The sequence below is a fragment of the Halomonas sp. DP3Y7-2 genome, assembly GCF_019800795.1.
In the GTDB taxonomy this organism is placed as follows: domain Bacteria; phylum Pseudomonadota; class Gammaproteobacteria; order Pseudomonadales; family Halomonadaceae; genus Halomonas; species Halomonas litopenaei_A.
Genome location: NZ_JAHVKJ010000011.1, coordinates 37,057 through 61,643, shown reverse-complemented (window position 1 = coordinate 61,643; position 24,587 = coordinate 37,057). Strand labels below are relative to the sequence as shown.

Here is a 24,587-nt window from a genome sequence, read left to right as displayed (position 1 = left end):
TCCATTTGCCGAACGCGAAGAAATGGGTTCTTTCCGTCGTGTGTTCTATTTGTGCCGATGGTGTTGAGCCCACGTTTAGGCTGTGCAGGAAAAAGCCTTGGTTTAAGGTTGCCGTACCGTAGGGCGTGTTCTGGAACTTGTACCCGCGCGAGTTACTGGTTACTTCCGTCTCCGCTGTGCAAAACGGCTTGGACAGGTAGGCAGCGGGGAAGGACCACGTATAGGACCCTACGTCCGAGGTGGTGATCCCTGGAGTGTCCAAACGGCAAAGCTGGTCACCGTTAGCCCACTTGGTCCAGGTCCCGTCAGAGTTGCTCCCGCTCTCCACGATAGGGACGCCTTCTACCGTGGGCATGCCGTTCGGGAAGTCGGGAGAGGAGCCGAGCGTGGCACCCACTAGGTTGTTTGTGGCTACAGTCATCGGTTAGCTCCTCAATCCTTCCACCTGGCCTGAACTTGTAGGGACATAAACACTTTGGACCCGGAAATGGCATCTGTGGTGGAATGGATACCCACGTGGACTGTGTTTGTGCTGAGGCTGCCCCAGCACGCAGGACCCCAGCCTATGCTGGACACCCCGGTGTCGCTGGAGAACTCGTAGTTAGGGTCCGTCTGAGATGGGGGCCTAAGGCAGGGGGATAGCGATATACTGTTCCCGTTAAGGTTGACCGGGTGTGGGAAGTTCCAGGGGCTAGTAAAGTACCTGGGGTTGTTGGTAGACCGGTACACGGCGTGGTAGTTGAAGTCCATGAGCAGAGTACCATCTGCCATTTTCACCCATCTGCCGTCAGAGTTCTTTCCTGACTCCACCACCGGAGTACCGTCGGACATCACAGGCATGCCACTGCCGTTCAGCGTAGCCACCGTGCCGCTCTGGCTAGGGAACTGCAGGGTTATGTCGTCGTTGGTGTCCGGGGATTCCAGGATCAGGCGCCCCGTCCCCGAGGCGTTGCCTTTCATCAATAGTTTACTCACCAGACACCTCCCAGTAAGAGTTATCGGGGGTGGTCACCACCGCACCATCCTGAACTGTGATCGGCCCAACACTGTGGGCGTTCTTACCTACCGGGATGGAGTAGCTTTCTGTGACCACCTGGTCATTGAGCACGAATACCTGGTCACCGCCTCCGCCTGTGGCACCAGAGCCAACAGGCTGCCAGCTTGAGCCGTTCCACCACTCCAGCAGGCCGATCTCAGTGTTGGCCCGGGTGTAGCCGTAGTTGGGGCTTGATGGGCGTTGCGCCGTAGTGCCTGCAGGCAGCATCGACGCCCCGGTGCCACCTGTTTGCTGGGTGACCTTGGAGGTCTGCACCACATCCAGGTTGGTGCGAGCTGTGGCTTTGTTGGCTAGGTCGCTCAGGTTGCTCGTCTTGGCCAGGCGTTTAGCGGCTTCGGTGTCGGTGTAGCCCCTAGCATCAGTCTCGGCCTGGTCGGCATAGGAGCGGTATTCGCTCTCGATGGCGGAGAGTTGCTTTCCGTCCAGGGTGTCAGCATCGAGCCCGGAGCCCGCACCATCGTTCCCGGCGTGCCAGACGTCGTTCCCTAAAAAAGTAAACGTGCCGTCGTTGTATGCCAGTAGAACGTCCGACCAGTCATCGCCTGCGTTGTTGGTCAGACGGACGGCCAGGCCCTTAGTATCTACGGCCCGGAGCTCTGGCCAGCTATTACCCTGGATCGAGGCTATCGAAGCGTCTGCCCCTGGCCCGGCAATTGAGCTTTCAGAGGACAGCCTGGCGTAGTCACCGACCAAGAAAGTGAGGCTTGGGGTGGAGTCATCTCGAGCAAAGTCCGATGCCTGCAGACCATCCAGGAGGTCAGCATCCAATCCAGAACCAGAGCCATCCACCCGCTTCATCGCCGCGAGCAGTTGGGCATCAGTAACAGTACCGGTGTACCCACCCACGGAAACGACGCGTTCGGTGTTGTCGATATGGTCCCAGCCGGCTCCGTTGTAGATGATCGAGTCGTCAGGCCGGTACTCCCTGCCGTCGAAGTCGGCAGCGGCGGAGACCTTGTAGAAGTCGCCTACCGTCACGTCTGTTGGGTAGGCGCCAGTGGTGGGGTCCCACTCGCCTTGGTAGCGGAGCGTGCCTGTGACGTAGGCCTGCGCCTTCTTGGCCCAATGCTTCGAGCTGTATTCGCCAGTCTCGACCTCGATGTCTTCGTCTTCTTCGGCCCAGAGGCGTGCCTTGTTCTCCGAGGCCAGGGCGGCATCCTCGGAGTCTGAGGCTGCGGTCTCGGACGCGGCAGCAGCGGAGGCTGAGTTGGCAGCATCGTCGGCTTGGCCATCGGTAAAGGTGGCCTGACTATCGACGTGAGCCACCTGGTCATCGATGTAGTCGACCCGGCCGTCGGTGTAGGTCACCTGGCTGTCAACGTGAGCCACCTGGCTGTCAACGTGATCGACCTGGTTGTCAACATGAGTGCGCTGGTTGTCGATATGCGCGCGCTGGTCGTCAACGTGCTCAACTTGGCTGTCGATGTAGTCGACGCGGCCATCGGTATAGGTGACCTGGGAGTCGACGTGATTGACCTGGGAGTCGACGTGCGCGACCTGGCTGTCGACGTGATCGACCTGGCCGTCGATATAGGTGCGATCGGCGGCTGTCGCCTGGGCATCCTGGTTAGCGGCGTTCTCGCTCGCCTGGGCGGCTTGCTCAGATGCGAGCGCATTACTCGCACTTTGGTCGGCAGCCTGTCGATCAAGGCCCGTCTGAACTCGATCGGCGGACGTTGCTACAGCATCGGCAGCAGCAGATATCTCGCTCGCCTTGGCTTTGGCCGCGCTGGCTTTTGCCTGTTCGGCATAAATCGGCGAGTTGATATCGGCCGATGTCTCGATGATGGTGACACTCTCGGTCACCTCGATGATGGCCTGACCCTCGATCCCATTGCTCACCGGGTCACCTCCTGACTTAGCTTCATGCGGCCCTCAATGAGCCGAAAAATCTCTCCCGACGAGACCTTCACCTCGATGTCGTAGACCCCGGTGAGGAAGTCGTACTCGGCCGTCGTCTCGCCAGGAATATCAATGGCGAACGCTCCGTTCTCAGCGTCCTCAATGACGATCAGGCCGTTTTCGGTCGACGCCTCCATCAGCACTTGGTCATCCGGCTTGGCATAGCGGATTTGCATGCGGACCTCAGCGCCCACCAGGCTTACCGGCTCCTGTAGTGGGCCTGATTTCCACACAAAGCTGCGCCGGAAGGTCGCCCCCTGCAGGATGACGATGTCCAGCTCTCCTGGATAAACCATGGCGACCTCAGATAAATCGGCGGGCCTTCACCCGGGCGGTGCCTCGGGCGTGGCCGTGGTTGACGTATTGGCGGGCAGAGAACACGCCTGACATGAAGCGCTGGTCGTGATGGGCCGCCAGGTTCGGATTGGCCCAGGCCTGAGGCATCATCAGCAGTCGGTAGCGCGCGCCGTGCTCAATGACCTCGGCCCAGCGGTCGACGACGTCGTCCGGGGGCATCTCGTCGTGTTCCGGGCGGCAGGCGAGCTCACCAAAGATCAGGCTCTGCTTTGGCTTCTGCTGGAACACGATCAACGACGCCTCGGGCTGGTCCCATCCTTCGCCAGCGCGGGTCTTCCTTCCACCGATGGTCAGGTAGCGGATCCGCAGGGGCTCGCCGTCAGCCGCGGCGATCTGCGGATAGTCGGTATTGGCGGCCACCACCACCGGCTCGCGCCTTTGCACCCAGACATCAGCCTCGGTACATAGGCGCCTGGCGGCCCGGGAGATGGCCTCTCGGATCGTTGCCCGGGGAGCAGGGATATCCATCAGGATCTCGTCGATCAGGTCATCCGTTCGCATTCTGCTCGCTCTCCGGTGTGACCAGGAGATCACCGCGACCCTTGCCCTGGACGGCGTTCATGAAGGCTTGGTAGTGGCTGCCGCTGCGCGCCGAGTTGGCCTGGCCTTCCGCATCCTTGGCGAAGGCCCGGTAGAGCACGTAATCGACCACCGCGGTAGCAAAGCGCGCGCTAACCAGAAGAGGGTCATCGCTGATCGCCGATAGGTTGGCGGTGGCGTGAGCGCCAGGGGACGCAACCACCAGCATGTCGATCTCGATGCCGCTCTTGGCAGGCGGATATACCCAGAACACATCGGGCTTCCGCACGTCCTCCATGAACAGCTCAATGTCCTCGGTAGGACGCTCGCTGCGCCAGGTGGGCCGCAGGCGGTCGAGGCCATCCCGATCGATATTGCGGACAGCCCGACCCCTGGGATTGCTGATCACATCCATCAGGCGAAGGGCAGAGGAGGGCAGCTGCTGCCGCGCCCCCTCAACGAGTTCGTGCGTGACGATCTCGGAGTGAGCGTCGGGCCGTTCCACCGCGATGGCGGTATAGGCCTCGTTCAGCCAGTCGATCAGCTCGCTATCCGTCCAGCGGATACCGGTGCCGCGCTCCTGGAGAATGGCCTTGGCCCGAGCGATGACGGTGCCGACACTCGAGGCCATGGGTTAGACCTCTTTCATGTGTTTAACTTTCGCCAGAGCGGCGGTATAGGCAACCACTCGGCCATTCTTGGTGTTCTTGAGCAGGCGGGTCTCACCCTTGCCCTTAGGCTTGACCGGGGCCGTGGCCGGCTCAGGCTTCGCCTCAGCGGCAGGCTCAGCAGCTTGCGGCTCTTCGTCCGCACTCTCGACAGCCAGCTCCTCAAGCGCGGCTCGGATGGTCTCGATGCCCTTGCGCTTGTCGACGTCGGTGCCCAGGTGCTCTTTGCCAATGGCTTCGAGCTCGTCCTTGGTCTCGGCGTCTTCGATCATCTTCAGCAGATCCATCAGGATCCTCCTTCGGTGTCATGGGATGGAAAAGCGCCGCCCCCTCAGAGGAAGGGCGGCGTTGGTCTTACGCCTTTTCGGCGTAGAGATGACCGAATGCGTCCGGGTCGATGACCTCGAAGCCGAACACGTTCAGGCCACGGACCAGCTGGCCGAAGTCGCTGGGGTTGAGCAGGTTCTCCATCTTGGTCATCTGGGAGGCGAAGGTCAGGGCCTTCTTGTGGCCGAAGATGATGTTGGTGGCCTGGCGACCGGTGGTGCCATCAACGACCTTGGAGGCGTTGTTGCTGACGTAGACCATGAAGCGGTCCAGCATGCCCACCTTGCCGTTGCGGTATACCGAGGTGTCGTCGCCCATGGCGCTGGCATCACGGAGATCGGACTTCTTCAGCATGCCGTTGGCCCAGGCCGGCAGGACGATATAACGGTTCTCGTCCGGCACGTTCTGCTCGTCGAGCACTGAACCGCAGTCCACGATCACGTCGAGGATGTTGGTCTTGTCGACAGCCACCGGCGCGCCGGCTTCGCCCATGTTGTAGCCACCAGACTCGGCACCAGCAGTGGCGCCGGCGTTCTCAGCGGCGGCATCAGCATAGACTTCACCGAGGATCACCTTGTCGATGGCGATCTTCATCTGTTGGCCAGCATCGTCGGACCAATCGTCCATCAGCTTGATGTCAGACTGATACTCGTCAACGTCATTCACCTCGAAGGCGAAGTACTTGCCACGATCAATCTGCAGCTCGACCTTGTCGCTGGTCGGCTTCTCGTAGGTGAGGCCGCCACCGATCTCATAGTCGTTGATGGTGATGGAGGGGGTGGTACGGATCTGTACGGTGTCACCCTTGTTCTTGATCTCCCCCTCGTAGTCGGTGTTGGAGATTTCAGCGAACACGGTGCGCTGGTACAGCTTTTCGATCATCTTTCCAGACCATACCTCCGGGATAAAACCCGCGGAGGAAGAGCTGGAGTAGTCAGGGTGCTGAGCACCACGAGTCGGGCCTGCCATGGTGAATTACCTTTTTTGTCGCCTCACGGCGAGGAATCGGAAACCGCCAGGGGTTAGCCGGTAACCCGGCCTTCCGCCTGTGCGGCGAAAATGTCGGCTTCGAGCTCCTCGGCTTTCTTGCCTTTCACGCGACCGGACGTCTTGTCACGGTAGAACTGCCGGATCTCTGCCCGCGTCCACTGCTTCTGCCCACTTCCCTGCGGTGCATCGGTGGTACGGGTGGAGTGAGGGGTTACCTCGTCATCCGGGATCTCGCGCTGCTTGGTCTTGCCAGATCGCTCTTTGTAGAGCTTGAAAACTTCCGCCACCCCATAGGCGTCATTGCGCTTTTGCGCAGACGACAGGCTCTGCTGGTACTGCTCGCCGGTCTGAGGGTCGAAGCCCGCCAGGAAGCTGTGGAAGCCGGGCTCCTGGTTCACCTGCTTGAAGTCGGGCACCAGTCGCTGCAGATCAGTCCAGAAGCGGGCCTGAGCATCCACCTGGCGGTCTTCCTCGATGGAGGAGAGCCGCTGGTTGAGCTGCTCGAGCTCTTCAGGAGTCTTCGCTGTAGTGCTGCCTGCCTGACTCTGGATGAGGGCCACCAGGTCGTCGACCATCTCGTCACCGTAGGTCTCGCGAAGGCGGTTCAGGTCCAGGTTGCCGTTACCATCGGTCGGCTCTGGTCCGGCCTGTTTCGCTGTGGCGAGCTCGGTGTCCTTGTCGGAGAGCTGTTTCTCCAGCGCGCGCACCTTCTGATGTAGCTCCGGCACCTCGCGGTTGTACTTGCCCTGGATGACGTCATGCCGGTGCTTCCAGTACGCAGCGTCCTGGTCGCGGGGCGTCTCGTCCTTCGGGGGGGCTTCCTGCTTGGTGGGGGAGGATTGCTTCTCGGCGGCTGCCTGTTGCTCAGCGTCAGGCTTGCCGGATTGCTCCTTGGCCTCTACGTCCTCGCGGGAGTCGTCCTCAGGACGGTCTTCCTGCTTCGGCTTGTAGTGGTCAGCAGCAGCGGCGGCTTGGCGTTGAACACTCTTGGGTAGGGACATCTTCTGCTCCTGTGGCGCCTCACGGCGCGACGTGTGAGCCGGACTATCGCCGGGGTTCACGATCTGGGTTGCGGGTTCTCCCTCTGCCTGCAGTGCAGCGGAGAGCGCTTCCCACGACAAAGGTCACTGGGTGAGTCAGAGACCTTTGCGGTGGGGCCGGGTCACCCCCGGCCACGCGTCAATTGTATCGAGTCCTAATCACCTCGGCGGACCGGTCGAGCTTCTCGATCAGGTGCCGGAGCTCTTTGGCCCGGCCCTGGGCCTTAGATATTTCCGAGCCCTCGGGTATCTGCTCCAGGGAATCGCGGCACTCCTCCAGGCGCTCCTCCAGGTACGCCCGCAGCTCCTTGCCCTCTGGGGAGGACGCCAGGCGCGCCATGGCCTTCCATCTGCGCTCGTCCAGTGCCATTGGTTGCTCCTTGTGCGTGGTTCAGCAGGGACATGATCTCCATCAGCAGCTTCTGCGCCTCGAGGGGTGCCATCGCCTGGCTGATCTGGGTGTCCGACTGGGTCTGCGCGGTCTCCGCCTGGGTGTGCTGGGCGTCGGCCTGAGTCTTTGCCACGTCGGCCCCGTACTTCTGAGCCTTGCCCTGGCGCTCTGCGATCTCCGCCTGGAGCTTGGCCAAGGACAGCTGCTGCTGCACCTTGGCCTGTTCGGCCTGCTGGGCGGCCTGGCTCTCCATCTCTTCCTTGGTGGGGACGATGCCCGGCATATCCAGGCGCTCGGCAATGGTGTCCAGTAGCCGGCGGCGAGCCTCCCGACCGAGGATGCTCATGTCGAGCTCGTTGCCGGTGAGCTGTAGGAACTGACTGCGCAGCTGGTTGGTCTGCTCGCGCATCAGCATTGCGCTAGATCCGCGCGCCACCACGGAGGCGTCGCCCTTGATCGAGTTGTCTTTGCTGTACTGCATGTTGTGCAGCCAGAGCGCTTCGATGGCCATGCGGATCACGCCACGATCGATGTGGCGGATGGCATCCTTGATGCCCTTGTTGGCCGACTCCATCAGCATGGACAGGCCGCTGGCGGTCTCGCCGGCACCACCCACACCCTCGTTGCCGTAGATGTAGCGCGGGATGTTGGTGGCGTCGTCGGCCTTGCGCTCGAAATTGTCGTAGACGGACAGCAGTTCGCCGGCGTTCGAGTTCGGCTGGAAGAAGCGGATGGCGGGGTTGTTGCTCGCCAGGGCGCCTTCCTTGGTGCGCCAGACCTTCCATGGGTAGATGTCGGTCGGGTCTTCGGTCGCCTCCAGGCGGTCCTCGTAGACCTCGACCTGGGGCCCTGAGGAGATCGCCAGGTTGTTCACCAGGCCTCGCGCAGTGGCGTTACAGACGTCCTGCACGTCGGCCATTAGCTCGGGGATAGCGGTGCCCCAGAATGAGCCAGGGACGCCCTGGAACGAGGCTCCGTTGATCGGGCGGCGCTCCAGCGGGTCGCGGTTGATCTTGGCTCGGATCACGTAGTTGCCGATCAGGATCGCCTCGACCTCGTACTCGGCCAACGGGTCGGGGACGTCGTCAGGGTTGACGCCCCACTGCAGCAGGGTGGTGCCCTGGGCGCCACCGTAGTAGATCAAGCCGTCGATCGTGCCACCGGGGTTGCTCCACTGGTGCTCTTTGCCCTCGAGCTCCTCACGCTCGCCGTCGTTCCAGATCCAGTCGCGCAGGCCGCCCTGGCCATACTCGCGGAGCACGGTGCGGATACTGTCGTCACTGTAGCCAGCCACTCCCAGCATCTCGTTGAGCTGACCCCGGGTAAACCTGGCGCGCTCGATCAGGTAGGCGCCATCCTGGGTGGTGGTCGAGTCCGGGGAAGGGTAGATGTCGAACGGGGAGACCCGGACGAACTGGGGCAGGATCTCGCTGACCTTGATGGGCTGCCAGCCTTCACGCCATGCGAGTGTGGGCTTGCGGACCAGCACCGGACCCCGGATGAACGCGGAGGGGAAGGTGACGAAGTCGTCGATAAAGGCCTCTAAGGCCTCGTCCCAGCCGCCCTCGGCAAGCTGGTCGTCAACCACCACCTCATGGCGTTCTGCGGCCTTCTCGGCGGCCTCTTGGGCGGCCTGACGGATTTGCTCCTTCGCCTGCTCCATGAGCTGGCTCATGTCCACCTGCTGGCCCTGCTGCTGGAGCTCGAGGGCCTGCTGGCGGATCTGGCCGATCATCGGCTTGAGGTAGGCATCAGGAACCTCGGCCACCGGCGTCGGCGAGAGCCCCCAGGGCTTCTCGTTCACCGGCATCAGAATGTCACGGATCCAGGCAGCGGCTGCGCGGCACTTGGTGGCCGTCAGCATCATATAAATCTCGGAGCCGCCTTCCTTGCGGATGTTGGCCAGCTTGCTCGGATCGTAGACCCCTTTGCGACGGCGGAGGCAATCCAGAAGGCGGTAGTCGATGTCGCGCCTAGCGGTCTTGGCGTCCTCCCACGAGCGGCGGATATGCGAGGCCAAGGAGCTCTCGACGAGCATGCGTCGACGCTCCTCCTGCTCCTGCATCTCGGCCTCAATCTCCTGCTGTCGCAGATCAGAGGCTGACTGGTAGTGAAGAAGGCCTAGGCCTGCCATCAGTTAGCCCCCTGAGTCAGCGCTTTGTAGAAGGCCGCGTCTAAAGCCTTCCGGTCGCGACGACGCCGCATCATGTTGCGACGCATCGGCCCAAGCTGGTTGAACAGGCTGCGAAGATATTCCGCCGGATCTTCAAGGAGTTCGAGTAGTTTTACAGTGAAGGTGACGCCAAGATCGCCCTCCACGTCGAAGGCGATGCGGATGCCCGGCTCGGGATGGGAAACCTTCTCCTGGATCACGATGGTGTCGATCTGGACATGGCCGACGTCCGGGCGGTGACGCTTCGATGGCACCGGGATGCCATGGCGGGTGAGCTCCTCGGCAATCTGCCGACCGTAGTCGCGCATCGTCGCCACCACCTGATCGTGGCTCATGCCTGTCAGGCGATAGACGGTGCGCCCTGCTCGGGCGACATCTCGCTGGGTGTGCTGCTGTGGTTGCATGGTGCCTCCCGGCAGGATGTTATGTGTGGGCGCCCCAGCCACCGCGCTCTCGGCGGGCGGGGCGGCTGGCCGGCAGTTGCGTGAGCTTGAACAACGGGGCGCGTGCCAGCGTCTCGAAGGCTTTGGCGCCGTGAGAGGCCCAGTCGTGTCGTGGCCTGTCCTTGTAGACGCCGCGCTTTTCGTCCCATTCCTTGCGGTAATTATCCAGGCATTTGACCCCTTGCTCGCACGCCTCCTCGTCGAACCAGCACATCGGCAGGAAGTTGCGCACGGCCTGGATGCCCTCGGCCTGGTTGGAGATCCTGCTCACGATCTCGAAGCGGATGCCGAACTCCTTGGCCTTGTCGGCACGGCTCATGCCGGTGCCTAGCTCTCGGACTGCTAGGTCGTGGGGACCAAAGTGGCCACCATACCGGTAGCCCTTCTTGTTCAGGATGTCGGCGTAGTACTCGATGCCTTCCCCCTCGCTCTCGAGGTAGTCCACCAGGTGGACCTCCCGGCCGACGACCTGAGCGAACCAGATGCACATCGTGTCGTTCATGCCCAGATCCCAAGCGGTATAGACCGGTAGGCTCGGGTTGACGTGGACCTGGCTGGTGATGCGCTTGCCCTTGCGCGCGTCGCGCATCTGGGTGGCGTAGTAGGCGCCCTCGATCGACTGAGCGAATGCCTCGTCCGGTGTGGACGGGTACTCCCGCTGCATGTCGTCCTGAAGCTTCTCCGCCTTCTTGGCGTACCAGGCCTGCTGGCCAGCGGTGGTCGGGATCCCGTGTTTGTGCTCGAGATCCTCGAAGTACTCGCGCAGCCGCTGGGGGATCGACACCCCCTCCGGGTCCATGGTGTAGCTGAGCTCGCCCCACCAGGGGAAGAAGTGGAACTGGAAGTCGAGCTCGGTCAGTGGGCGACGCTCGTCCTGCAGGTTGCGTGCGGACTGGCAGTAGTCGAAGAAGTATCCCTCGCGCCCCTCGGCGGTTGACTCCAGGGTGATGACGTTGCCAAGGCCCACCGCCTCGAAGGCACCGGTGACGATTTCCTGTGCCTTGTGCGGGAACTGCTTGCAGATTTTCCCGAACTCGGAGACGTGCAGGCGCTGCAGGGTGCCGCCACGGTAGGAGGTCGAGACCTTGATGCTCGATCCGTTGGTGAACGTGTAGCTGCCTGAACCGCTTTTGTCGCTCTTTGCCCTGGGGATCGCGAAGCCAAGGGCTTGCTTGCAGATCTGGCGCCATGACGGGTCGATGTTCTCGAAGGCAAAAACGATCTTGTTCTGGAAGATGTCCTGGGCGTCATCCAGCTTGTGGCAAATACAGCCAGCGCTGAAATTGTCACGGAACAGGCAGTCGTCCAGGGCGTCGATCATCTCGAAGGTCGTGAAGCCAAGCTGACGAGCCTTGAGGATGATGTTGAGGACGTGGTCGTTGATGTACCGCTCACGCTGGGCGTGGTTCGGGCGGAATCTGACCTTGCGACCTTTCTTGTCCTTGATGTGATACAGCGACGCCAGGCGGAACCATTTCAGGGACATGGCCTCGCGTAGATCCTCAGGATCGGTCAGCCGTCCTTTGGCGTGCGCCCGGAGATAGGCTGCGGCGCGCTTGACCTCTTTCTCGCGATCAGTCCTGGTCATCATCCGCAGGCGCCACGCTTCGCATCATCTGCTCGAACGTCTGCTCTTCGTCGTCATTGTCGTCATCGAGTCCGTAGGCCAAGCGCTCGTGCTTCAGTAGGCGATCCAGGGCCTGGGTGCCGTGGCCCATGGCCTTGCCGAAGTACTCCAGAGGCTGGTCGATCTCTACCAGGTTGCCGTTGCGGTCGAGGGTGGTAACCTTGTCGGCCACCATCTGGTTGCCGAGCAGGGCGGCATAACGTTCCTCGAGGTCACGCCAGCGCTGCAGTCGGGCGCGGTGGTTTTGCACGACACCGGCGTTCTCCTGTGCTGCAAGCTCGACAATGGCCTCGTCGCTGGAGGGGTCCAGGCCATCCAGGTGGGCATCGTCCATGCGGCGGGAGATTTTCTCCCGGGTGCGCTGGCGGACTTTTTCGGTCAAATCCTGGGCCCAGTTGCGCTTCTTGGCGCGCGCACTGATGGTCGAGGGGTGTGGACCGTATCGGCGGGAGAGTTCCTGGAGAGACAAGCGACCGGTGCGATATTCGCGTTCGATCGCCTCCCAGTCGTATCGCTGTCGTGTCATATGCGTTGCGGTGCCCTCACGGGCAGCGCCTCCATAAAAAGGTGCCCGGGCGTCTCACGACGAGCCGGGCGGGGATCGGGCGGCGTCTCTCGACGTGGCCCTGCCGCTTACCGTTGCTGCATGCGGAGCCAACAATTATCTCCGAATGCCTTACGGCGGCAGAATCTTGGCTGCTCTATGCCGCGACATCTGAATTATACCGACATCGCTGTGGTCTCGACGGGCACTCTGACCTGCCTTTCATCGCAGGCAATAATCTGCCCGGCTTTTGAGGAAAAGTAGCCAGCAGGTGCGCTTGGGTGGATAGGTCAGTCGTTCACGGATTGCCTGCCAACGCCGATGCTGGAGCACGTTTAGGTCAGCCCGGCTACTTGATGAATTGGCTTGAGCCTCGGCGCATGAGTAGCGAAACCAAAGCACAACCGTTGATAAACCGATGATTGGCCTGTTGCCCCCATGTCCCACCAAGAATATCCTGCATTCGCTACAGTCAACTATCAGGAGTAGCTGAGGTGAACAAGTACGTGGTCGAGAGCTATCTGACCCCCAAGCGCCGTCAGCTGCGGTGGGCTGTGGTCAAGTTTACTTGGCATTTTAACGAGGAGAGTAGGGAGGTAGTGTCGCGTCATGCGTATGAGGAGGATGCTCGCGCTGAAGCAGCCGCTTTGTCCTTCAATCTGCAGTCTGCCCCTGAGCTATCCTAAGTGTTTTCCATTTGGTTGCGAGGAGGCTTCAAAATGCCCGCCCGATATCAGGTGCGCTCAGTTCTCACTGATCCCGATAGTAAAAAGATCGACTATTGGCAGGTGGTAGATACACAACTTGACGATGACGTGATTGCTTCTCACCACGACTGCGAGGCAGCTGAGCGAGAAGCTGAGAAGCGTAATCGCGATTGCGATTCTGACTGACTGCTGTTCGAACTTACCTCGTCTTGACCGCGTCCATGAACGTGCGGGGCGCTCGGCTCTCTTGCCGCTGCCGGCTGCCGAGGAAGAAGCCCATCACACTGCTGACCAGGCCTGCTGCGATACCAGTTACCGCAATATCGGCATACCGCTCACCAGTAGGTGTCAGTTCCACGAAAGTCACCGCGCCGATGTAGGCGAACACTGCGACAATCACCAAGGTGCCGAGCAGGTACACAAAATTGCGGGCCAGCCAGCCGGCGTTGTCAGCCTGGAGAGTGGCGACCTGCATCGCTCGGGCGTCCTGTCGGTCGTTCAGGTAGAGGCGCGTTAGTTCGATGTCGAGCTCTCGCAGCCTTGTCTTTGCTGCTTCGGGGTCAGCCTGTACCTGATTCATTACCGCCTGCGGCGTGGCCTCAGTACCCAGCGCGTCAGCGACGCGCTTACCCAAAGCAGCGCCGACCATAGCACCAGCACCAGGCACAACAGCATTACCTGCCGCGGCGCCTGCGACCTGGGCCATTCCCGGCGCAGCCTCCTTGAGCGCCTGGCCCACGCTCGGGGCGATTTCTGATAGGAAGCCACCTACGTCGTTCCATTTCATTGGTTGTTCTCCAAGATGATGGCGGCGCTACCGGTCCAGTCCGGGCTGGTGACCATCTCCTGGGTCGCCCGACACTGCTGCAGCTCCTGCTCAAGCTGTGCCACCCGGCGACGAAGATTCCAGGCATGGCCCTTCTCGTCGTCGAGCGCCTCGCTCTTGTCGATTGCCTCGGCCTCGAAGCTGCCAGCCTTGGCCTGTTCCTCGGAGAGGGCGTAGGTAAGCCCATACACAGCTGCCCGGTAGGCGGTCACCGTGTCGGCGTATTCCTCCCGGATCGCGGCCTTGTCAAACGTCTGCGCGACGCCGAAGGCGGCGGCCAGGCAGAACGACCAAAGAAAACCACGGTAGAGGCGCCTGTATCGCCGGATCTGCGCGTTCAGCGCCTTGTACTCGCTCTGCGTCATTTCTTGTCACCCTTGACGCCCAGAAGGCGGTCGATTCGTGTCTCCAGCTTCACCATGCCGACGTACCCAATGCCGGCGCCTATGCCGGCGGCCCAGGACGGGTCGGCACCAAGGGTGATGGAAATCGGCACCATGCCGTAGCTGGCGAGGCCCACCATGGGAATCTCGAGCCATTTGCGTGGCGGTCGCGGAGGGAGAGACCCGAGGATCTTCAGTCCCGCCATGGTCATTGCGGCAATCGCGGCACTAACGGGAGGCTCTGCTGTGAACTCCCGAAAGGACAGCCAGGCCGTCAGAAGCAGGTCTGGCATGGCGCACCTCTCAGCTCGCAGATCGCCGATCTGACCTCGCCAGAGCGTTGATGAGGGGGAGGAACGAAAGCATGGTCAGCGAGACCAATGCCCGCCACACGGCGAATCGAGCATCGCCCTCGAGGGGCATGGTGTAATCGGTCAGCCGTAGCGCGATCAATGCGGCGCAGATGCCCAGCACCAGTTCGACCGCAAACCTGGCGCTCGCGTCCTTTATGCTTCTCAGCGCAATGACACACCGGTAGACGATATAGGCGCCCAGCGGGATGTGGGCCCCACCGAGAATCTCTGCCAGCACCTCGCTCATACAGCGGACTCCTTGACCACGCGGTCGTACCAGGTGGCGTCATCGCGGGCAAAGGTGCCCCCAGCCTGGACGTAGGCGCGGGCCAGCTTCTCCATCGAGTTCTCGTGCTGGCCATAGCCGGCACCAGGGAGTGATGCCCAGATATTGCGGCAGCGGTCTACCGCCTGGGTGAACTCGCCAGCCTGGACGAGGAGCAGGGCGCGCTGCTCCTTGACCTGCTGGATGGCGTAGCGGTCCTGGCTCTCGGGCCCGAAGTCGGGTAGGCGGAGCTGGTCACGGTAGTGGGGCCAGTAGCGGGAGAGGATCTGGTATCGGCCGGCAGCGGTTGACCACAGGCCTGACCGATACTCCACGGCATGACCGCGGGGCAGCGGGTGCGTGGTGTAGTCGTCGAACAGGGACATCCGGCTCGGCAGGGAACCGACCAGGACGTCATAGCCGTCGTCAGACATGGCGAGCATGGCTTCGCCTATCTCGGACACAGCCAGCATATCCAGGAAGGCGCAGACGTTTAGTCCTCCCGCCTGGTCGGGGAAAATGCGGGGCATGGTGACCTCCAGCGCCGTCACGGCGTGAGAGAAGAGGAGCGCCGGGCGTCCCGGTCAAGGTAAAGCTCCGACGTTTTTAGCCGGCAAGGCCTCGGAAAGATAGCTTCATCTGGTCACGACTCATGACGCCGGGAAAGCGACACGATGAAATCGTACTCAGCAATGTGTGGCGTGCTTATTACCTCTCTGATGATCATTGGCTCACCAAAAAAGGGCAGCGTGTCGCCAACTTTGGGATCATTCTGGACGTAGGCAGAGCGTGGGAATTGGCCATCGGCCTTGCCTGCCATAGCAATAACCTTTTTCACCATATCTCCATCAGATCACAGATTGTTGGAATGGATGCACTTGCACGCCATTCAGGACAATCGATACTTGGTCGCGAGGTCTCACAAAAAACGCCCCGACATAAATGTCAGGGCGCAGTGGTCGATCATGGGGAGATCGTAGAAGATTCCTGCACAGTTGGCAACTTCTCAACCAGGTCCTTGAGCATGGTATCCCGCGCAGTCACGACCCGGCACCCGCAAGTTGTTTTTGTGTCTGACGCCTCGTCAGTGCCGAAACAGGAGCCAGGCCAGAAGCCTCCCAGTCATCGAGCCTGGTGCGCAGCCAGGCCCACACCGAGTCCCAATCGACCCTGCCGGCGTTGCTCCAGCGCCCCTCAAGATTGACTCCGCATTCCTCCCACATCCACCGGCGAACAGCCTGGGGCGTCGACAGGCCTTGCCGACGGTAAGGCCAGGTCGTTTGGCTGTGGTGGTAGAGCGCTGCCTGGCATAGCGCCCTCAATTGCTCGACCACGGCAGCTGCAGTAGGGCCACTCTTGCCTTGCCCTGGTAGGCGTCTACCTGTCAGGAGGAATGCGCGATACAACGCCAGGGCGACCGTTTCCCGTCGATCTGTCAGCTCGTCATGGGTGTAGGGACCGAAGCACACCAGCACCAAGTCGCGCAGATGGGGTGACAGCGCCTCAACGCGACTGATCACAGCACCGGCCTCCAAGCCATGGACGATGCACCAGCTTTGGTCCCTCGCAGTCTCCTGGATCTCGGCTCCTATCCTTGCGCGATCAATGGCGGCAGCGATCACGGATCCACGGCTTGTACGGTATGCGTCGAACACCATCTGCCTGGCGGTGGCGTATCTCATGAGTCGCTCCGAAAGTGTTGCAATTTGTCTCGATTTATTATCTTCAGACGATGCCGATGACTTCCCTATCGGTTCCTCGGCTTGTTCACGTATCGAGAGTCCTGGGGATTGTTGTTGTGCTTGTCACTCATACCGACACGATCTCCACGGTGACGCCGTTGGGGCCACCTGGCTGATGGATGGCAGGCTTGATGCAGAAGTCGGCAACGAATTGCGGCTTGTCGTCCTCCAGGACACCGGCACACACCAGACCGTCCTCGATCAGCTTGGCGGTGTAGGAGTAGTTCCCGGTGTCACGGATTGATGAGTGCTTGTCGTGCTGAGGACGGAACACCAGGCTGACTCGCTTCTTGAGGGCACCCAAGCCGGCGCGTTGGACAGCATTGGCGACGTAGAGCCTGGCCGAGTCTTTGTCGGCCTTTCGGTGGCGCCAGTGCTTGCCAGCATAGATGTCGTTTGTGCTGGGCCCCATGAAGGGGATGAACAGGGTGATCAATGGGTCACCTCCTGTAACTCGCCGTGAGCCTTCAGTCGCTTTGCAAGTCATTGCGCTCCGATCCTTCCATTGATGGCGAGCTCTTCGATGGTGGCCAGGATGGCGGTGTCCATCTCTTCGCGACGTTCGGCGAGCGTCATGTGCTGGCCGTTGTCGATGGCGTGGTGGCAGGTCGGGCAGAGTGCAGCGACGAGGCAGTCGCTGGCTTTCATACTGGTTCCCTTGCCCTGGTTGCGGTGGGCTGCTTGGATACCGTGCGCGCCGCAGCGTACACAGTTTTCGATGGTGTGGACGGCTGACAGCCAGTCCGCAGAGCGGAAGGGCTGCAGGCGAGGGCGGAGCATCATGCGGTCTCCTCCTGGGGCATCAGGTCCACCATCCGCTCGACCTGCTCCGGCGTGCATTGCGGCCAGTAGGTCTCAGCGATGTACCGGCAGAGGTTGCGGGCTAGCTGGTAGAATTCGGCCTGGTCCATGCAATCGTAAGCGATCGACTTTGGCTGACGGCTGACGAGTTCTCCCATGCCTGGCACTGGGGTGCGTGTCTCGTTGCAGCCGTGGCCGCTATTCATCTGCAGCTGCTTGATCGCCTCGTGGGCGGTGCAGTCGCGGTAGCCGTCGATGTTCTCGCGCACCAGCGTGCCCAGGGCATGCACTAGGCGGTGGAAACCGTCATTCCTGGGCTTGGTCAGATCGCTGCGCAGCTGCTGGCCCACGCGAATCCTGCGTTCTCGGAGGATCGACCTGTCGGCGGCGGACGCCGGCACCATGGCGGCGATGGTCTCGCCAGTGGCGGGGTCGATCAGCTTCTTGACGGTCAGGTAGACCGGCTGTCGCTTTGCCTTGGCTGCCATCAGGCCTTGCCCCTCATCTGATCGATCATGTCTGGAACGCCGTCGATGATGCCTCGAGTACGTCCTTTACCCAGGAGTTCACGACCTACCAGGCGAATGTGGCCGACGCGCGAAAGCTCCCAGCATCGGCAGTACACGCTGGGTAGCTTGATACCCGTGATCTCGGTGATCCGGTGCCGAGTCATCGGGCCGAACCAGCAAAGGGCGGCCAGGATCTTGCTCTCGTGGTCTCGCAGACCGGCCTCGTCGGCCATGTTGTTCACGAGCAACCCTCGGCTATGAGCTGCTGCAGAGTAGGAAGACGTTTGTTTGGAACGACTCCGTAACCAGAGATCCAGGCGTCTACCGTGCTTTTCGCTACACCGAGCGTCTCTGCAAGCGCATGCCGAGATCCAGTGATCTCGCAGGCCTTCTCGCTAAGGACTTTCCGGCGATGAATCTCGTCAGCCGTGTACCTTTTGGAAGCAGCGGCAGGCCCTCGCAGTTCTTGACCTGGTTCAGGTGAGAAAAAGTGGCGCGTCGAGCGGCTGCCTCGCTCGTAGTCTGTAATCTTCATTGGGCGACCTTTCTGAGAAAGAGAGTCCGCTTCATGCAACGAGAGTTGCGATCCATCTGGCGCTGACGCCAGGCGAAATACGATGACGGATTGATCTCCTTGCGCATGACCCTGGAGACCCAGTCCGGGTGGACCCTGGTCTCGTACTGCCGTGAGAGCTCCTCGGCGATCTCGCGCTGTGTGCTGTCCAGCAGCATCATGTCAATGATGTCGTCGATCATGTGCTGCCGATGGGCCTGCCGTCCTGACTTGCGGTCCTTGGTGATGCCCAAGTAGGCGGCTTTCGAGCGGATAGCTCGGTCTGTCTTAGGGAGGCCAGGGAGTTCGTTGCGGATCCTAGATACTGGCCAGCCTTCCATACCGTAGTGCGTGGACAGGAAGTCGAGCGCCTCTCGGGACCAAAACGACTCTCGGCGGCTCACACCTGGCAACTGCTTTTCCGCTGAAACTCTCATCCCTATGCAGCCCCCTGGTCTTTTCTCTTCATGTGTTCGATCACGCCAGCCAGACTGTTGGTCGTAATCCTTTGAACCTTCGTGCCGTTGGCGACACCCTGGCGGCCTCCCTCCATGACTCGCAATGCGCGCTGTTGGTTGCCGATGACGGCGATGTCTTTCCCTGGGAGGCTGCCCCGAGTGTGTTGTCCGATCAGCGTGTTCTGCAGGGTAGCGGCGCCGGCCAGGAACGCGGGCCAGGAATCGGGGCGGTGCACGGCATAGGCGCGGTACTGCGCCTCAAAGCGCTGGCGAAGCCATACCATGTCTTTTTCGCTTTCGATCATTGCCACCTTGGTCCAGCCTCCAATGCGCTCGATGGCGGCGTGAATCAGAGGATCATCGAAGACGACGTCCCGGTAGTGGCCAACGCTGCGAATAGCCCGCTCGACCTTGGCCCAGGCTTGCAGGGTGCGGCTCTGACTGTCGCCCCGGGCGAACTTAATGACATCACCGGGCTTTGGCGGAAATTGCCCTGTGTCTGGGCTCTGGATGTGAAGTGTCAGGGCCCGTCGAATCTCATTCAGATCGAGTTGCTCGAGGGCGCGGAACACCAGTTCGATGGTTCCCGGCGTGACGCTGCGGTTGTAGATCTCCTGCGCCTGGCTCCACACCTCAGCGAATGCCTCAAAGTCTTGTTCAGTCATCACCAGTGCCCTCCCTCTGCGTCAAGCAGGTCGCTCATGTCACCGGGGTTGGCCTGACGGCGTGCTACGGCTTCACGAATGGCCTGCTGGTTGGCAGCATGAAGTCGCTGCGCTGGATTCATCCCGTTCCCTGGGCGCTGCTGGGTGCTGAAACGGCGAGCCAGCCAGTCAGCCTTGACTCCCTGCCATCCAGCGAGCACAGCCTCGTCCAGTGCTTGGTCAGCCGTCAGGCCGGGGATAATTTCTGCGGCTCGAACGGCTTCGTTGACGTTCAGGTTCAGTGCGCGCTGGGTCAGCGGTTTCTTGAGCGCCTTGCGGTGCTCGATGAAACCCTGGACGGCCTCGACAGATACCGCGGCGGGCAGGTTGCTCAGGTCGAGCCTGCTCGGCTGAGTTTTTGGCTTCTGGTGAGTCGTCTCCGGCTGCGGTCCGACCGGATCGGAATTCAGGTTGGGCTCGTCCGGCGTTCCTTCCCCCTCGACCGAAGGGAGAGGGGGTATGTCTTTACTGTCTTTATATGTCGGGCGGTTATCACCCGACTGAGTGGGGTGGTTATCACCCAACTGGGGCGTTTCTTCCTCGGATTCCCGAGAAGGGCGGTTTTCACCCGACTCGATACCCTTCCTCTTGACTCGACGCTGCGCCCCTCGGGGCTTCTCCCACTGGCTGTAGTCTTTGTTCAGGCTGATCGGAGAGCGACTGCCGGCCCTAACCAAGATGTGTCGACGAACGAGCTCGGCAACGATAGACCCGCAGTCACTGCTGTCCAGGCCTGTCCATTTGGCAAACGTTTCCCCAGTGATCCGAGCTTCTTTCTTCTGATACCCGTAGGTCAGGCGAATGACGGCATCAACGACGGCACGCTCATTTCCCGTCATTCTCGACCGGGCAAGCGCCTGATGCAGCTCGTTGGCGATGCGAACAAACCCATCCTCCACTTGCGGACTCCTGCCAGCCCTATCAGGGCCTGGCGATTGGCCGTCATCACGACGGTCGGGGAACTGGATAATCTCTGCTGTATCGGTCATAATGCACCTTGCCTTGTTGGAAAAGCCCGGGATTGGTTTGGTCGCCTTCCGGGCTTTTTTGCGTCTGGTCTTAGGCCTACTGGGGCCTCATGTATCGATGGCCGGATTTACGCGCGGCCACCCTCCATCACCATGAGCTCAGGCACCCGACGCCGAAGGGCGTATAGCTGCCCTTGAACGTCGTTTAAGCAAGCCTCAAGCACTACATCCTCTACGCTCATGCGCCGAGCAGCTGCCTCGGACTGGGCAGCCTTCTGAGACTCGGGCGACATACGTTCAAACACCCGCGTCAATGAATCGCGACTGATCATCGCGGACTCCTTGGCCCTATCAGGCCGACTGAGATTGATTAATAATGCTGGAGGAGAGCTGGCGATCGGCCATTTCGGCCAGGAGGCACTCGAGCTCCTGCAGATCTTCCGGTGGGGGTGCCTCTCCGTTGGCCAACCTGGCGAGAAGGGCTTCGCGACGCTGACGCATAACGTCGAGCCCTAGCATCGTTGCCTCATGCACCAGCGAGGCCAGTCGGCCACTGTGGCGCATAGCGGCCTCGGCCTGGATTCGTTCAAACTCTTCGTCGGTGAAACGAGGCTTGACGAGGTGCTGAAGATGTTCGCCTTCGGGCTTACAGCGACGATCACTGAGGTGTGAAAGCATGGATACAGTTCCTTCTTCTGAACCAGAAATATCGCGGCCTTCGCAGGCAGGCGGATGGGATTGGTTAAGCGGCAGGGCGCTCACCGAAGATGTCAGGTCGCAGCTGGTTGACACTGATCTTGCCCCCGGCAGCTTTTACGACAGCCATGACGCGAGCCGCCGGTACCACATTCCACTGAGAAATGGCCTGGGAGCTGATCCCGATCTCGCGCGACAGCGCGGCGGCACCACCGGCGAAACGGATTGCTTCTTGCATCGCTTGTTCCGGAGTCATGAATGGAACCCATACTTAACTAATTTAACTGCAGTGTAAGCCAGGCTTACTTTAAAGGGCAAGTCATTCTTCCGTTGCCCGATGTAAGCTATCCTTTCACAATTCCTTGTGCGACTTCATGGGATGGGCAGGGAATGACAGAAGACGAGAAGGTGGGCTCTCGGATCGCGGCAGCCCGCAAAGAGGCTGGATTAACTCAGCAGCAGCTGGCTGCCGCGGTTGGCGTATCTCGGCCCGCTGTCGCTCAGTGGGAAAAGGGGCGCACCAGCCCGTCGGCTCAGAACCTTCGCGGGGTCGCGACCGCCACTGGCAAGCCTCTCATTTATTTTTTCACCGGCGCTGATATCAGTGAGTTTGATGATGTCCCGCCGATCACGGGCATGGTGCCAGTCATCAGTTGGGTTCAGGCTGGCTCCTGGTGCGAAGCTGTACCTTTGCAGGATGATGAAGTTGACTACTATCCGGCACCCCCAGGGTGCGGACCGAACACTTTTGGCTTGCGCGTTCGCGGAGAATCAATGGTCGACGTCTACGCTCCAGGCACCCTGATTTTCGTTGATCCTGACGTCGAGCCGGTCTCAGGTGACGACGTCATCGTCCACTGCGAGCAACACGGCGTGGCTGAGGCGACATTCAAGCGCTACATCTTGGAGCCAGGGTCGGGGCCGGTGCTCAAGGTTATGAATAAGGATTGGCGGCAGCAGTACATGGACCTGACGTCTGACTGCCGCATCGTTGGCGTAGTCATGGCTCAAATGATCATCAGGAAGCATTGATACGCAGGAAAGAAAGAAGTGCTAACCCAGCCGGCCATTTGGCCGGTTTTTTTGTGCCCGAAAAACATATGCTTACTTTCAATTGGAAAGCTAGGCTTACTTTCTTCTTGATCCTTAGAGAAAGTATGGCTTACATTGTGAGGCGTGGACAGGGCAGCAGCCCACCACCGGCCACCTGGCCACGCTCTTTAAGAGTTCGACGAAGTACCCGTGACGCCATCCGGTAGCAGGCGGCAATCCCCCAGCAGGGGAACCGTTCCGGGCGCCCCTAAAAGAGGTGGGGTGTAGGCCTGGGCAAGGGACAGCAAACCTTGTCTTGAGTCGGCGCTAGTCCAGCGGCACGGGGAGAAAAGGATTCCGCGCCTTGGTAATCCAGGGCGCATCCGAAAGCTCATTCAGTGAGTGGGCTTTCGGGTTGCACAGGAGAACAGACTATCCCTGGCAGCTCATGGACATTGAGCATGGACACCTCTGAGCTGGATGCCCAGTTCAAGGAATTACAGCAGGGTGTTGAATCACTTCGGGCTTCGCTGGATCGCATCGCGAACGCGATTGATAGCCACCTCCCGAGCCTGGGCGATGACATCATCTTTGGTGAACTCTCTACTACAGTCGACGCAGATGGCACCTGTCATGCCCTCCAGAGACTTAGTTTCGGCAGGAACCTTGATGTTTTGACCGCCGCACTCTGGGCACTTGAATGAACCGTTTTCCATAGAGCTTTCCTTATGCTGATGTGTGGAAACTTCAGCATAGGCGAAACGCGTCACCTGCGTAGTGGTGAGGCAGCCGGGGCTGACCGGCAGCGCAATGCACTGCGAAAGTGCGGCCTAGCGCCTCGGGCCAGAGTACGGGGCCATTACAGAGGGGCGGCACGCTTAGGAAGTTAGGAGATGGTCCTCTTTCGGCGCCGAGCCTGTTGGGCCCGCTGGCGGGCCATTTGTTTACAGGCCAAAGCGAAGGCCGCACAGGCTTGTTCAGCTACCTGGTCGCGATACTCGGTTGATGTGAAGGGTTTATGACACTTAACGCAAGTACAGAGATGCAGGTTCGATGTGTCGCGAGCATCCGGTTGAGGTTTGATTTCACCTCCACACGCGCTGCATTTGAACATTGTTTTTATCATCGCCTCAGTATCAAGTTATTAATCCCCTGTGCCTCACACCATAGACGTAGATGTAAGAGGCATCAACGCGATCCGCTGCGCAGTGCGGACCAGCGCCCCGGCAGAGGCTGACAGTATCTGCCCATCGGAGAGGGTTCGGAGCGTCGGGTAGACGCTTTAAATTCTACCGCCCCAGCAGCGACTGGGATGCCAGAGACGCCAATTGGCTGAACGGGACGGCAGTATCAAACGCAAACCCGAGCCCTCCCCGATGCGGTGCAAGCGCCGACTAGCTAAGTCGGAAGTGCTGGTGACAACACGGAGCGAGGCCCCGTGCCGCTGGAGGCATCCAGCCGCCGCATCACCATCTGTTCTCTGCATTGTCCGCCATCGAGCGGGCTTTTTTCTTCCAGGAGGTCGCATGACCGCAGACACAGCACGACGCCGCCTCGGACTGCGGCCTCTCATCGGCGAGCATTGGGCCGACAAGATCATCACGAGCGAGCACCGCAAGCGGTGGTTGCGCAAAGAGCGATGGCAGCGACGCAAGACCATGGCGGCGAAGGGTGTGACGCCGCCGATCGAGATTTGGAGGGCAGTATGACTCCCAACGATAGCTGGCTCGTCATCGCGGCGGGCCTGATCACTCTGGCCATCATCGGCGCCGCTTGGTGCGGCAGGAGGTGAGCATGAGTTACCAACGCTACGTGGATGCCCGCAGTGACGCCAAGTGGCTGATTACTTCAGCTGGCCAGCCCGACGCGCAGTCAGCGACAGACGCCATTGAGGCGGCTATCACTCATGCCGTGCACACCGGCAGCCTGGGCGATTTGGTCTATGCCTTGGAGCGAGTGGCCACCAGCGGGGGCCACAGCGGCGGCGACAACGCCTATCGATGTGTCATCGACATGCTGGCTGATTGGCTGCACGCCACAGGCACACAGGGGAGGGCAGCGGCATGACGTTTTTGACCACCGTTGCCGGCATCCCCTGCCGGTGCAAGGTGACGTTCTACAGCCCTGGGGCGTCGATGCGCACCACTGGCTGGGGATACGGCGATTGTGATCCCGGCGAGCCTGAGGAGTTCGAGTTCGACATCCTCGACCGCCGCAGTTATCCAGCGGCATGGCTCGAGGCTAAGCTCGTTGACACTGACTATGACCGATTGCTCGAGGAGTACCGCAGAGAACGGGACGCTCGAGCGGCATGAGGAGTGGAGCATGCGAATACTGTTGTTGATGTCGTTTCTGGCTCTGGCTGGATGCAGCAGCCAGCCGATTGACCAGGACTTTGGGCACCGCCACGGCTACGAGGCTATGCGATCGATGATGGGAAGCACAAATCCGATGCGTAACGGCGTCGATTAAGTGGAAGCGCCCTGGAGCCGACTGCCATCAACCCAGAGCGCTTGTCGATGCCATCAAGTATGAGGATAGCAGTATGAATT

At 60.7% G+C, this 24,587-nt stretch carries 34 protein-coding genes; 5 read left to right on the top strand and 29 right to left on the bottom strand.

The window, feature by feature from the left end; all coding sequences use genetic code 11:
• Window positions 1-967 precede the first annotated feature (967 nt).
• From KUV45_RS15920 to KUV45_RS15780, 29 genes are all read right to left on the bottom strand, one after another.
• Window positions 968-2,899 (bottom strand): hypothetical protein, encoded by a 1,932-nt coding sequence (locus tag KUV45_RS15920; protein ID WP_222163308.1) that lies wholly within the window; start codon window positions 2,897-2,899, stop codon window positions 968-970.
• Entirely contained in the window at window positions 2,896-3,255 is a 360-nt protein-coding gene (locus KUV45_RS15915) for a hypothetical protein (protein ID WP_222163307.1), read from the bottom strand. Before KUV45_RS15915 ends, KUV45_RS15920 begins: the two co-directional genes overlap by 4 nt.
• A 7-nt stretch (window positions 3,256-3,262) precedes the next feature.
• Window positions 3,263-3,817, bottom strand: a complete 555-nt coding sequence (locus KUV45_RS15910; protein WP_222163306.1) for a hypothetical protein — start codon at window positions 3,815-3,817, stop codon at window positions 3,263-3,265.
• Window positions 3,804-4,466, bottom strand: coding sequence for a DUF6682 family protein (locus KUV45_RS15905; RefSeq protein ID WP_222163305.1), 663 nt, complete (start codon window positions 4,464-4,466; stop codon window positions 3,804-3,806). The genes KUV45_RS15910 and KUV45_RS15905 overlap by 14 nt, the downstream gene beginning before the upstream one ends.
• 3 nt (window positions 4,467-4,469) lie before the next feature.
• A complete protein-coding gene (locus KUV45_RS15900; protein ID WP_222163304.1) occupies window positions 4,470-4,790 on the bottom strand; it encodes a hypothetical protein in 321 nt (106 codons plus the stop codon).
• A gap of 67 nt (window positions 4,791-4,857) precedes the next feature.
• Complete coding sequence (locus KUV45_RS15895) at window positions 4,858-5,799, bottom strand: P22 phage major capsid protein family protein (RefSeq protein WP_222163303.1); 942 nt, start codon at window positions 5,797-5,799, stop codon at window positions 4,858-4,860.
• 53 nt (window positions 5,800-5,852) lie between these two features.
• Window positions 5,853-6,821, bottom strand: coding sequence for a hypothetical protein (locus tag KUV45_RS15890; RefSeq protein ID WP_222163302.1), 969 nt, complete (start codon window positions 6,819-6,821; stop codon window positions 5,853-5,855).
• 263 nt (window positions 6,822-7,084) lie between these two features.
• Entirely contained in the window at window positions 7,085-9,385 is a 2,301-nt protein-coding gene (locus tag KUV45_RS15885) for a hypothetical protein (RefSeq protein WP_222163301.1), read from the bottom strand.
• On the bottom strand, window positions 9,385-9,828 hold the full coding sequence (locus KUV45_RS15880; protein WP_222163300.1) for a hypothetical protein: 444 nt from the start codon (window positions 9,826-9,828) through the stop codon (window positions 9,385-9,387). Before KUV45_RS15880 ends, KUV45_RS15885 begins: the two co-directional genes overlap by 1 nt.
• A gap of 19 nt (window positions 9,829-9,847) precedes the next feature.
• The gene (locus KUV45_RS15875) at window positions 9,848-11,458 is read right to left on the bottom strand and encodes a terminase (RefSeq protein ID WP_224852075.1); all 1,611 of its coding nucleotides are present in this window, start codon (window positions 11,456-11,458) and stop codon (window positions 9,848-9,850) included.
• Window positions 11,442-12,020 carry a hypothetical protein gene (locus KUV45_RS15870; protein WP_222163299.1) on the bottom strand — a complete coding sequence of 193 codons (579 nt, stop codon included), beginning with the start codon at window positions 12,018-12,020 and terminating at the stop codon, window positions 11,442-11,444. The genes KUV45_RS15875 and KUV45_RS15870 overlap by 17 nt, the downstream gene beginning before the upstream one ends.
• A gap of 924 nt (window positions 12,021-12,944) precedes the next feature.
• Window positions 12,945-13,451: a hypothetical protein gene (locus tag KUV45_RS15865; RefSeq protein ID WP_222163298.1), complete on the bottom strand. Its 507-nt coding sequence runs from the start codon at window positions 13,449-13,451 to the stop codon at window positions 12,945-12,947.
• A gap of 77 nt (window positions 13,452-13,528) precedes the next feature.
• A complete protein-coding gene (locus tag KUV45_RS15860) occupies window positions 13,529-13,936 on the bottom strand; it encodes a hypothetical protein (protein WP_222163297.1) in 408 nt (135 codons plus the stop codon).
• A complete protein-coding gene (locus KUV45_RS15855; RefSeq protein WP_222163296.1) occupies window positions 13,933-14,247 on the bottom strand; it encodes a phage holin family protein in 315 nt (104 codons plus the stop codon). Before KUV45_RS15855 ends, KUV45_RS15860 begins: the two co-directional genes overlap by 4 nt.
• A 10-nt stretch (window positions 14,248-14,257) precedes the next feature.
• On the bottom strand, window positions 14,258-14,554 hold the full coding sequence (locus KUV45_RS15850; protein WP_222163295.1) for a hypothetical protein: 297 nt from the start codon (window positions 14,552-14,554) through the stop codon (window positions 14,258-14,260).
• Entirely contained in the window at window positions 14,551-15,102 is a 552-nt protein-coding gene (locus KUV45_RS15845; protein ID WP_222163294.1) for a glycoside hydrolase family 104 protein, read from the bottom strand. The genes KUV45_RS15850 and KUV45_RS15845 overlap by 4 nt, the downstream gene beginning before the upstream one ends.
• A gap of 113 nt (window positions 15,103-15,215) precedes the next feature.
• The gene (locus KUV45_RS15840; protein WP_222163293.1) at window positions 15,216-15,410 is read right to left on the bottom strand and encodes a hypothetical protein; all 195 of its coding nucleotides are present in this window, start codon (window positions 15,408-15,410) and stop codon (window positions 15,216-15,218) included.
• Window positions 15,411-15,612: 202 nt separating this feature from the next.
• Complete coding sequence (locus tag KUV45_RS15835) at window positions 15,613-16,254, bottom strand: hypothetical protein (RefSeq protein ID WP_224852076.1); 642 nt, start codon at window positions 16,252-16,254, stop codon at window positions 15,613-15,615.
• A gap of 127 nt (window positions 16,255-16,381) precedes the next feature.
• Entirely contained in the window at window positions 16,382-16,750 is a 369-nt protein-coding gene (locus KUV45_RS15830; RefSeq protein WP_222163292.1) for a hypothetical protein, read from the bottom strand.
• A gap of 47 nt (window positions 16,751-16,797) precedes the next feature.
• Window positions 16,798-17,097, bottom strand: a complete 300-nt coding sequence (locus KUV45_RS15825; RefSeq protein ID WP_224852077.1) for a hypothetical protein — start codon at window positions 17,095-17,097, stop codon at window positions 16,798-16,800.
• On the bottom strand, window positions 17,094-17,603 hold the full coding sequence (locus tag KUV45_RS15820; RefSeq protein ID WP_222163291.1) for a hypothetical protein: 510 nt from the start codon (window positions 17,601-17,603) through the stop codon (window positions 17,094-17,096). Before KUV45_RS15820 ends, KUV45_RS15825 begins: the two co-directional genes overlap by 4 nt.
• On the bottom strand, window positions 17,603-17,866 hold the full coding sequence (locus tag KUV45_RS15815) for a hypothetical protein (RefSeq protein ID WP_222163290.1): 264 nt from the start codon (window positions 17,864-17,866) through the stop codon (window positions 17,603-17,605). The genes KUV45_RS15820 and KUV45_RS15815 overlap by 1 nt, the downstream gene beginning before the upstream one ends.
• The gene (locus KUV45_RS20495) at window positions 17,863-18,159 is read right to left on the bottom strand and encodes a YdaS family helix-turn-helix protein (protein WP_222163289.1); all 297 of its coding nucleotides are present in this window, start codon (window positions 18,157-18,159) and stop codon (window positions 17,863-17,865) included. Before KUV45_RS20495 ends, KUV45_RS15815 begins: the two co-directional genes overlap by 4 nt.
• Complete coding sequence (locus KUV45_RS15805; RefSeq protein WP_222163288.1) at window positions 18,156-18,431, bottom strand: hypothetical protein; 276 nt, start codon at window positions 18,429-18,431, stop codon at window positions 18,156-18,158. Before KUV45_RS15805 ends, KUV45_RS20495 begins: the two co-directional genes overlap by 4 nt.
• Window positions 18,432-18,616: 185 nt before the next feature.
• The gene (locus KUV45_RS15800; RefSeq protein WP_224852093.1) at window positions 18,617-19,300 is read right to left on the bottom strand and encodes a DUF6475 domain-containing protein; all 684 of its coding nucleotides are present in this window, start codon (window positions 19,298-19,300) and stop codon (window positions 18,617-18,619) included.
• Window positions 19,300-20,328 carry a replication protein gene (locus KUV45_RS15795; protein WP_222163286.1) on the bottom strand — a complete coding sequence of 343 codons (1,029 nt, stop codon included), beginning with the start codon at window positions 20,326-20,328 and terminating at the stop codon, window positions 19,300-19,302. The genes KUV45_RS15800 and KUV45_RS15795 overlap by 1 nt, the downstream gene beginning before the upstream one ends.
• A 107-nt stretch (window positions 20,329-20,435) precedes the next feature.
• Window positions 20,436-20,639 (bottom strand): hypothetical protein, encoded by a 204-nt coding sequence (locus KUV45_RS15790; protein ID WP_222163285.1) that lies wholly within the window; start codon window positions 20,637-20,639, stop codon window positions 20,436-20,438.
• 19 nt (window positions 20,640-20,658) lie between these two features.
• Window positions 20,659-20,985 carry a hypothetical protein gene (locus KUV45_RS15785; protein WP_222163284.1) on the bottom strand — a complete coding sequence of 109 codons (327 nt, stop codon included), beginning with the start codon at window positions 20,983-20,985 and terminating at the stop codon, window positions 20,659-20,661.
• Window positions 20,986-21,049: 64 nt separating this feature from the next.
• Complete coding sequence (locus tag KUV45_RS15780; protein ID WP_222163283.1) at window positions 21,050-21,241, bottom strand: Cro/CI family transcriptional regulator; 192 nt, start codon at window positions 21,239-21,241, stop codon at window positions 21,050-21,052.
• A gap of 152 nt (window positions 21,242-21,393) precedes the next feature.
• On the opposite strand from KUV45_RS15780, the gene KUV45_RS15775 reads away from it, so the two are divergent.
• From KUV45_RS15775 to KUV45_RS15755, 5 genes are all read left to right on the top strand, one after another.
• Window positions 21,394-22,035, top strand: a complete 642-nt coding sequence (locus KUV45_RS15775) for a LexA family transcriptional regulator (RefSeq protein WP_222163282.1) — start codon at window positions 21,394-21,396, stop codon at window positions 22,033-22,035.
• A gap of 461 nt (window positions 22,036-22,496) precedes the next feature.
• Complete coding sequence (locus KUV45_RS15770; RefSeq protein WP_222163281.1) at window positions 22,497-22,739, top strand: hypothetical protein; 243 nt, start codon at window positions 22,497-22,499, stop codon at window positions 22,737-22,739.
• A gap of 822 nt (window positions 22,740-23,561) precedes the next feature.
• On the top strand, window positions 23,562-23,744 hold the full coding sequence (locus tag KUV45_RS15765) for a hypothetical protein (RefSeq protein ID WP_222163280.1): 183 nt from the start codon (window positions 23,562-23,564) through the stop codon (window positions 23,742-23,744).
• Between the two features lie 85 nt (window positions 23,745-23,829).
• Window positions 23,830-24,102: a hypothetical protein gene (locus KUV45_RS15760; protein WP_222163279.1), complete on the top strand. Its 273-nt coding sequence runs from the start codon at window positions 23,830-23,832 to the stop codon at window positions 24,100-24,102.
• Window positions 24,099-24,350 (top strand): hypothetical protein, encoded by a 252-nt coding sequence (locus KUV45_RS15755; protein ID WP_222163278.1) that lies wholly within the window; start codon window positions 24,099-24,101, stop codon window positions 24,348-24,350. The genes KUV45_RS15760 and KUV45_RS15755 overlap by 4 nt, the downstream gene beginning before the upstream one ends.
• Window positions 24,351-24,587: the final 237 nt, after the last annotated feature.

Bases quoted from the DNA above. Each gene is read 5' to 3' on its own strand.
- KUV45_RS15915 (WP_222163307.1), bottom strand. From the start codon at position 3,255: ATGGTTTATCCAGGAGAGCTGGACATCGTCATCCTGCAGGGGGCGACC.
- KUV45_RS15910 (WP_222163306.1), bottom strand. From the start codon at position 3,817: ATGCGAACGGATGACCTGATCGACGAGATCCTGATGGATATCCCTGCT.
- KUV45_RS15905 (WP_222163305.1), bottom strand. From the start codon at position 4,466: ATGGCCTCGAGTGTCGGCACCGTCATCGCTCGGGCCAAGGCCATTCTC.
- KUV45_RS15900 (WP_222163304.1), bottom strand. From the start codon at position 4,790: ATGGATCTGCTGAAGATGATCGAAGACGCCGAGACCAAGGACGAGCTC.
- KUV45_RS15895 (WP_222163303.1), bottom strand. From the start codon at position 5,799: ATGGCAGGCCCGACTCGTGGTGCTCAGCACCCTGACTACTCCAGCTCT.
- KUV45_RS15890 (WP_222163302.1), bottom strand. From the start codon at position 6,821: ATGTCCCTACCCAAGAGTGTTCAACGCCAAGCCGCCGCTGCTGCTGAC.
- KUV45_RS15885 (WP_222163301.1), bottom strand. From the start codon at position 9,385: ATGGCAGGCCTAGGCCTTCTTCACTACCAGTCAGCCTCTGATCTGCGA.
- KUV45_RS15880 (WP_222163300.1), bottom strand. From the start codon at position 9,828: ATGCAACCACAGCAGCACACCCAGCGAGATGTCGCCCGAGCAGGGCGC.
- KUV45_RS15875 (WP_224852075.1), bottom strand. From the start codon at position 11,458: ATGATGACCAGGACTGATCGCGAGAAAGAGGTCAAGCGCGCCGCAGCC.
- KUV45_RS15870 (WP_222163299.1), bottom strand. From the start codon at position 12,020: ATGACACGACAGCGATACGACTGGGAGGCGATCGAACGCGAATATCGC.
- KUV45_RS15865 (WP_222163298.1), bottom strand. From the start codon at position 13,451: ATGGCCCAGGTCGCAGGCGCCGCGGCAGGTAATGCTGTTGTGCCTGGT.
- KUV45_RS15860 (WP_222163297.1), bottom strand. From the start codon at position 13,936: ATGACGCAGAGCGAGTACAAGGCGCTGAACGCGCAGATCCGGCGATAC.
- KUV45_RS15855 (WP_222163296.1), bottom strand. From the start codon at position 14,247: ATGCCAGACCTGCTTCTGACGGCCTGGCTGTCCTTTCGGGAGTTCACA.
- KUV45_RS15850 (WP_222163295.1), bottom strand. From the start codon at position 14,554: ATGAGCGAGGTGCTGGCAGAGATTCTCGGTGGGGCCCACATCCCGCTG.
- KUV45_RS15845 (WP_222163294.1), bottom strand. From the start codon at position 15,102: ATGCCCCGCATTTTCCCCGACCAGGCGGGAGGACTAAACGTCTGCGCC.
- KUV45_RS15835 (WP_224852076.1), bottom strand. From the start codon at position 16,254: ATGAGATACGCCACCGCCAGGCAGATGGTGTTCGACGCATACCGTACA.
- KUV45_RS15825 (WP_224852077.1), bottom strand. From the start codon at position 17,097: ATGATGCTCCGCCCTCGCCTGCAGCCCTTCCGCTCTGCGGACTGGCTG.
- KUV45_RS15820 (WP_222163291.1), bottom strand. From the start codon at position 17,603: ATGGCAGCCAAGGCAAAGCGACAGCCGGTCTACCTGACCGTCAAGAAG.
- KUV45_RS20495 (WP_222163289.1), bottom strand. From the start codon at position 18,159: ATGAAGATTACAGACTACGAGCGAGGCAGCCGCTCGACGCGCCACTTT.
- KUV45_RS15800 (WP_224852093.1), bottom strand. From the start codon at position 19,300: ATGACTGAACAAGACTTTGAGGCATTCGCTGAGGTGTGGAGCCAGGCG.
- KUV45_RS15795 (WP_222163286.1), bottom strand. From the start codon at position 20,328: ATGACCGATACAGCAGAGATTATCCAGTTCCCCGACCGTCGTGATGAC.
- KUV45_RS15790 (WP_222163285.1), bottom strand. From the start codon at position 20,639: ATGATCAGTCGCGATTCATTGACGCGGGTGTTTGAACGTATGTCGCCC.
- KUV45_RS15785 (WP_222163284.1), bottom strand. From the start codon at position 20,985: ATGCTTTCACACCTCAGTGATCGTCGCTGTAAGCCCGAAGGCGAACAT.
- KUV45_RS15780 (WP_222163283.1), bottom strand. From the start codon at position 21,241: ATGCAAGAAGCAATCCGTTTCGCCGGTGGTGCCGCCGCGCTGTCGCGC.
- KUV45_RS15775 (WP_222163282.1), top strand. From the start codon at position 21,394: ATGACAGAAGACGAGAAGGTGGGCTCTCGGATCGCGGCAGCCCGCAAA.
- KUV45_RS15770 (WP_222163281.1), top strand. From the start codon at position 22,497: ATGGACACCTCTGAGCTGGATGCCCAGTTCAAGGAATTACAGCAGGGT.
- KUV45_RS15765 (WP_222163280.1), top strand. From the start codon at position 23,562: ATGACCGCAGACACAGCACGACGCCGCCTCGGACTGCGGCCTCTCATC.
- KUV45_RS15760 (WP_222163279.1), top strand. From the start codon at position 23,830: ATGAGTTACCAACGCTACGTGGATGCCCGCAGTGACGCCAAGTGGCTG.
- KUV45_RS15755 (WP_222163278.1), top strand. From the start codon at position 24,099: ATGACGTTTTTGACCACCGTTGCCGGCATCCCCTGCCGGTGCAAGGTG.